This is a genomic window from Micrococcus sp. 093350064-1, assembly GCF_053627955.1.
The window spans coordinates 49,508-55,740 of record NZ_JBSEYU010000011.1; the positions used below are offsets into that span (position 1 = coordinate 49,508).

Below are 6,233 nucleotides of genomic sequence, written 5' to 3' on the forward strand. Positions count from 1 at the left end.
GGGGACGAAGCGGGCCGCGTTGATCGGCGTGGCCCTGGGATAAGCCTTGATGAGGGGCCTAGTCGGGGTCCCCTGTTTCGCTGGAGGCCGAGCCCGCGAGCGCCTCTCGGGGGCGCTCGCGGGTTCGAGGGTGGTCAGCGTGCCGGGGTCTTGCGGCGGCACACTTCGCAGGTGGCCAGGCCGAAGGCCTGGGTCAGGCTCCCGACTTCGTTGGCCCAGGCGGTGATCATGGTCGCGGTGATTTTCCTCCAGACGGTGGTGGTCGTGGTGACCGTGCGCAGGCGGGGGCGCTCCTCGAGGCGGGCGGTCAAGGACATGGGGGCGTGAGTGAGGCAGGTGACCTGCCCGTTGAGATCGACCCAGGTGCCGGGGGACTTGATGGTGGCCATGGCGGCTCTCCCTTGCTCGGGGTGCCGGGGGCCTCATGCCCCCTGCGATGTGTCTAACCATACACGCCTATGGGGGAGGGGTCAACCCCCGCCCCCGCGCGCGTCCGGCGCGGGGGCAGGGGGGCTGGGTCAGAGGGCCTCGAGGCGGCGCAGGTGGGCGGCCTCGCCCGGGTAGCGGGTGCTGGTGAGGTCCTGGGCGAGCATCTGCCCGTGACTGGTGACGCCGAGGCTCCAGCCGACCAGGCGGGGGTCTCCGGTGCCGTGCAGGTTCAGCAGCGCGTGCTCGGAGACGTGGCAGGTGAGGTCGGCCAGGGGGCCGGCCGGAAGGGACGTGCGCGCCGGCAGGGGAGGGCAGTTCACGGGGGCGACCGGCCGGGGCTGCGCCGGGGCAGGGTGCGCGCTGGCGTGGTTGGGGGCCGTGGCCAGGATGCGCTCGGACTCCGGGATGTGGTCTCCGTCGGCGAGCAGCTGCAGCGTGTGCTCGTCGGCGCGCAGACGGACCCATCCGCACAGGTCGGCCGCGGCGCGCACGCCGTTCCTCAGGCGCGTCAGGCCGGGGTAGTCCAGGGCGACCCGAGGCAGGGGCGAGCCCATGCTCACCAGGCTGGTGTGGGAGCTGGACCACTCCAGGCCGTCCGTGGAGCTGACGCGCAGGATCATCCCGCCGGTGGCATCGGAGAGGGACTGCAGCTCGACGAAGGCGCCAGGGCGTCCGTGGCGGGCGGTCAGGCTGCCGAGGGTCAGGGTGAGCTCCAGCTCGGTGCGGGTCAGAACGTTCTCGTTCATGGGGGCCTCCATGGCTCGGGATGCTGGGGGCCTCATGCCCCCTGCGACGTGTCTAACTATACACCACAAGGGGGTTGAGTCAAACACGCGGGACGACCTCGCCGGCAGCCCCGGCCTCTTGGCGACACGTCCCCTTGACCCTGCGGGCGCCGGCGGCCATCAGCTGGTGCCGCCGACGCCCTCGGCGGAGAGATCCGGCCGCGGGCGGAGCCTCACCGCGAGCGCGCGGTGGGGTGCTCATGGGTGGTCTCCTCCAGGGGGTCCGTTGTCTGGGGTGGGGGTGGTGTGGCGGCGCGGGCGTGGCCCCTCACGGGGTGCCCGCGCCCCCGTGGCCCCATGAGAAGAGCCGGCGCACACCCGCACGCTACCGGCTGCGCCTCCGTGCCCGTCCGCGAGCACGGGAGGGGGCCGGCGCTCGCGGACGGGTGGGGGTCAGTAGACGTGGGCGGGGGGTGCGGCGGGGATGTAGCGGGTCAGGTAGGGCTCCATGGAAGACGCGGGGAGGTCGAAGCCGCCCTCGGCGAGGATCGTGGGGATCTCGGCGCTGGGCAGGACGTGGGCGAGGGACTCGGCCATCCACTCGGAGCTGCCGACGTTGTCCTGGGCGTCCCAGTGCATGGCGGCGGTGAGGTAGGCCGCGCGCTGGACCAGGGCCGTGAGGGTGGAGCGCAGGTGCTCCGGGTCGGCCAGGAGGGCCTCGACGGCGCGCGCGCTCGCGGAGGTCGGTGCGGGGGTGGTGTTCTGGGCCATGGGAGCCGTCCCTTCGGTCGGGGGTGCGGGGATCCTTTCGATCCCTGCGATATGTCTAACCATACACATATCGGAGAGGGGGTGCAACCGCCGGCCGCGAGCGCTGCCGCCCCATGCTCGGACGGCCGGCGCTCGCGGCTGGTCAGGCCTGGAAACGGCGGTTCATCCGCGCGATGTCCTCGTGGGTCATGCCGGGGCGAAGGGTGAGGATGACGGCGTGGCTGGCGCGGTTGATCTGGTTGAGCTCGGGCCAGGGGCCGAGGTGGTGCAGGTCCTCGGCGGTGACGCCCAGACGCGCGGCCGAGGGGGAGGGCAGTGCGTGGCCGTCGGGGGCGTAGATGGGGCTGCGGCGGTCCTGCCAGGTGGTGTACGGCTTATCCGCATGGGGGTTCTGCCACGGGGTGGCAGGCGTGCTGGAGAGGATCGTCGCGGACGGGCAGCGCATCCCCACGGTGGGGAAGTCGGGGTCCGGGGTGAGGGGCCCGGCCGGCTGGACGGCGTAGAGGGCCCCGCCGGCGGGCCCGGCGGCGTGGTGGCCGGCGAAGTGGCCCGCGAGCGCGCGATCGGTGGTGACGTAGACGTGTGCGGGGTCGTGCTCGCCGCTGCGGTCGGCCACAGCCAGGACAAGTCCGCCGAGGGCCGCGTCACGGGCGGGGAGGTGCTCGAGCTGTGCGAGGGCGCGCGGGGTGATCATCTCGGCGCCGGCGTGATCGTTCAGCCGCTCGGCGAGGGTGCGCAGGCGCTGGTAGAGGGTGCGGCGCGGGGGAGTAGGGGCGGCCCCCGGCTCCCCGGGCGCGGGGGCCGGGGGTGGGGGGCAGGACTCGGCGAGGGTGATCTGCTGGCGCAGGTGCTCGGCGCGGCGGGTCAGGCGCTGGCCCTTGGCGACACGTGTCTCGGAGAGGGAGGCGTCCATGCGGCGGGCGATGGAGGGATGGACGGCCCCGCCGGCGGCGGCCCGGTCGTCCACGGGCACGGCCGACAGGTGGGCCAGCTCGGCCTCGACGGCGGCCAGCTCGCGGCGGTTGCCCCCCAGGCGTCCGCGAGCGCGCTCGGCCGCGGCGGCCTTGGCGGCCCGGTCCTTGGTCTGCTCGGCCTCGATCTCGGCCAGGCGCCGGGCGCGGCGCTTGCGGGCCACGGTGCGGTGGCGGGGGCACAGGTGGCCGTCCGTGGCCGTGGAGCAGACCCGGTCCGTGGAGTCCATCCAGGCCTGGCAGTGGCCCGGGGCGCGCAGCTGTCCGACGACGACGAACGGGGTCAGGAGCAGGTCCGCCTCGACGGCGGCCGGGGTGATCTCGATGGTGGCCATGACGGGCCGTCCCTTCACTCGGGGTGCTGGGATCCTCTTGATCCCCGCGATGTGTCTAACCATACACGTATCAGGGTGGCGGGGCAACCCCGCCCGGGACCGCCGGGCGCGCCGGCTGGCCTGCGCTCGCGGGCCAGCGCGCGGGCGGCCGCCGCCGGGGCGGGCGGCCCCTCTCGGGACCGCCCGCCGAGGCTGGGCCGGTCAGGCCAGGTCGAACCGGGCGAGCATCTCCGCGGCCGGGGCCTCGTAGTGCTCGCCGTCGGCGGCCAGCGGGCCGGTGATCAGCACGGGGCCGACGATCACGTCCCACGGGGACAGGCCGGTCACGAGCTCGTGGACCAGGCGGTGGGCCTTGTCGTTGGCGGCCATGCCGTTGACCTTGCCCTCCTCGTTGAACCAGAAGATGTGGCGGCCGTCGTCGGCGCCGAGGGCCTCGACCCAGCCCTCGACGTGCTTCTGGAAGTCCTGCAGGCCGTTGACGGTCTCGGTGGTGGTGGTGCCGTCGGTGGTGATCTTGATCGCGTTCGCCATGATGGGCGTCCCTTCTCTCGGGGTGCCGGGCCCCTGGTGGGCCCTGCGTGGTGTCCGAGGCAATCCCCCTGGACATGTCTAACTACATACGTATGGGAGGGGGATGCAACCCCGCCCGCGCGGGCCGCGAGGGCGGGGGGTCAGACGCGCGAGGCGTCCCAGGCGCGGCGGGCGAGGCCTCGGCCGCCGCGGGCCAGGGTGAGCATGATGCGGGCGCAGACGCTGCCAACGCTCAGCCCCAGGAAGGCGATCACCATGAGGCACCACGCGGCCAGGGCCCACAGGGCGGAGGGGGGCAGCAGGGAGATGTTCACGTGGATCAGGCCGGTGAAGATCCCGGCGAACAGGAGGGTGGAGCCGTAGAGCAGCACCTGCGAGCTCGTGCGGGCCGCGCGTTGCAGGCCGACGGTGAGGGTGCGGGCCAGGTGGGCGGCGCGGGGGGAGCGGGTGGAGCGGGCGGCGTGGGACATGTGAACCTCCAGTGGGGGATGCGGGGGGCCTCGTGCCCCCTGCGATATGTCTAACTATACATCTACCGGGGCGGGGGTGCAACCCCCGCCCCGACGGGCGTCTCAGGCGGCCGCGGGGGCCTCGTCGGCCGGCATGGCGTAGGGCAGGCCGTCCCCGTGCCACTGATCCCAGACGGTGATGGTGTGGCGGCCGCGCATGAACGTGGTGATGGCGATGTCGAAGGTCTGTGCCACCGGGTCGATGGCGGTCACGACGCCGTCGTGGAAGCGGATGGACCCGCCCTCCAGGCGGTGATCGACGTAGGTGACCGGCTGGCCAATGGTGACGGTGGCGGAGGTGCAGATGGTCTCGGTGTCCACGGGGCTCTCCTTGATGGGGGTGCCGGGGGCCTCGCGCCCCCTGCTGACGTGTCTAACCATACACATATCGGGGGGAGGGTGCAACCCGGCGACGCCGCGCGGGGCGGGACCGGCCCCGTGGCCAGTCCCGCCCCGCGCGGACCGTGAGGATCAGGCGAGGACCGACGCCTGAGTCCCGCGCGTGGTGGCCCGGGCGGCGGCCACCTCCGCGGAGTCCTCCCGGGTGGGGGCGGCATCCGGGGCCTCCATCAGCGGCACGGCCGAGAACAGGCGGCTCAGGCCGCCATCGTCCCGGCGGGCCTCGCTCTCGTGCGTGCAGGGCCCGTCGTTGCGCACCGGCATCAGCATGCCCACGGCCCAGTCCCCGAGCATCCAGCTCATCGGCTTGCCCGCAGTGAACCGGTCCAGGGACAGATGCAGGGGCATCGCGCGCCCGGTGTGCCGCTTGACCACCGTGGTGATCTGCTGCAGCTTCTCCGGGCTCAGGGACACGAACGGCTCGGCCTGCGGGGGATGGGTCGCGTTCTGGTGCAGGCGGAACAGCGCCTCCACGCGGGGAAAGTCCATGCCGTCCCCGGCGGCGTTCTCCAAGCGCATGCTCTGGCCCCCCACGGTGAAGACCACCGCGTCCGCGTCGGCCTCCACCGTCGCCGGGGCGGACTTGGCCGCCTTGAGCATCGGCAGCAGGCGCTTGAGGCCCTCACGATGGATCAGCACCTCCGGGGCCCCCTGGCCGTGCGTGGGAGCCTCACCCTCGTACGCGGCCACGGTACGCACCGCGTGGTACCGGTCCGTGGCGGTGAAGATCAGGCCCTGATCAGTGAACACCCCCTGCACGTGGTGCAAGGCCGGCCGCGCGTCGTGAGTGGCCTTCAGAGCCGGCATGCCGGCCACGTCGAGCGCGCGGTACAGGGCCTGAGCGGTGAACTGGAACATGATGTCCTCCTTGGGGTGGGGTGCGGGGCCCCTGATGGGCCCTGCGGGGGTGTGGTGGGCGGTGCCCTCCAACGTGTCTAACAATACATGTTTGGGGAGGGGGTGTCTACTGGGGGTGTGGCGTGGTTTATGGCGTGGGGTGTGGCGTGTGTGTGGTGTGGTGTGTGGTGCGGCGTCCCGTGCGCCCGGTCGCGCCGCCCGGCCCGGGCCGCCGCCCGGCCCGGGCCGCCGTCGGGCCGTCCGGGCCGGTCGGGCCGTCGGGGCCGGGCGCGCGTGTGCTCGGCCTCCCGGGGGGTGCTCGGAGTGCGCCGGCCCTCGGCGGGGCCGCGTCGGGGGCTGGGGGAGGGCGGGGCGGCTGTGTGGGCGTGTGCGGGCCGTTCGTGGGGCCGGTGGGCGTGAGTGCCGGATCGGTGGTGCCCGCGCCTGAGGGGGCGTGTGGGCCGTCCTGGCGGGGGTGCCCTTGTTCGGCCCGAACCGGCCCGGGGGAGTGTTAGCGCCAGCCCCACCCCCACCGTCCCGGGCCCTGCCGTCTGGCAGCTCGCCCGGCGGCGCGTCAGCGCCCGCCGTGCCCCGCTGTACGCCGGGCACTCAACGGGAGGGGCACCCAACCGGCGCGCGGAGCGCGCCCAGGCCCCGCGTCAGCGGGGCGGTCGGCCCGCCAGGGCCGCACCCGAGGCGGCCGCGAAGCGGCCCGCCTGCTGCCCC

8 protein-coding genes are annotated in these 6,233 nt (G+C 73.9%); all 8 read right to left on the reverse strand.

Features of this window, described 5'->3' with window-relative positions; all coding sequences use genetic code 11:
* Positions 1-134: 134 nt before the first annotated feature.
* Positions 135-389, reverse strand: a complete 255-nt coding sequence (locus ACUW6W_RS10650; RefSeq protein ID WP_152743921.1) for a hypothetical protein — start codon at positions 387-389, stop codon at positions 135-137.
* Between the two features lie 129 nt (positions 390-518).
* The gene (locus tag ACUW6W_RS10655) at positions 519-1,175 is read right to left on the reverse strand and encodes a hypothetical protein (RefSeq protein WP_158184982.1); all 657 of its coding nucleotides are present in this window, start codon (positions 1,173-1,175) and stop codon (positions 519-521) included.
* Between the two features lie 432 nt (positions 1,176-1,607).
* Positions 1,608-1,925: a hypothetical protein gene (locus ACUW6W_RS10660; protein WP_158184981.1), complete on the reverse strand. Its 318-nt coding sequence runs from the start codon at positions 1,923-1,925 to the stop codon at positions 1,608-1,610.
* Positions 1,926-2,067: 142 nt separating this feature from the next.
* Positions 2,068-3,231, reverse strand: coding sequence for a hypothetical protein (locus ACUW6W_RS10665; RefSeq protein WP_158184980.1), 1,164 nt, complete (start codon positions 3,229-3,231; stop codon positions 2,068-2,070).
* A 201-nt stretch (positions 3,232-3,432) separates the two neighbouring features.
* Entirely contained in the window at positions 3,433-3,762 is a 330-nt protein-coding gene (locus ACUW6W_RS10670) for a DUF3846 domain-containing protein (RefSeq protein WP_158184979.1), read from the reverse strand.
* Positions 3,763-3,902: 140 nt separating this feature from the next.
* Positions 3,903-4,232: a hypothetical protein gene (locus ACUW6W_RS10675; protein WP_354403661.1), complete on the reverse strand. Its 330-nt coding sequence runs from the start codon at positions 4,230-4,232 to the stop codon at positions 3,903-3,905.
* A 102-nt stretch (positions 4,233-4,334) separates the two neighbouring features.
* Entirely contained in the window at positions 4,335-4,592 is a 258-nt protein-coding gene (locus tag ACUW6W_RS10680) for a hypothetical protein (RefSeq protein WP_158184977.1), read from the reverse strand.
* 150 nt (positions 4,593-4,742) lie between these two features.
* Positions 4,743-5,528, reverse strand: coding sequence for a hypothetical protein (locus tag ACUW6W_RS10685; protein ID WP_158184976.1), 786 nt, complete (start codon positions 5,526-5,528; stop codon positions 4,743-4,745).
* Between the last annotated feature and the right edge of the window lie 705 nt (positions 5,529-6,233).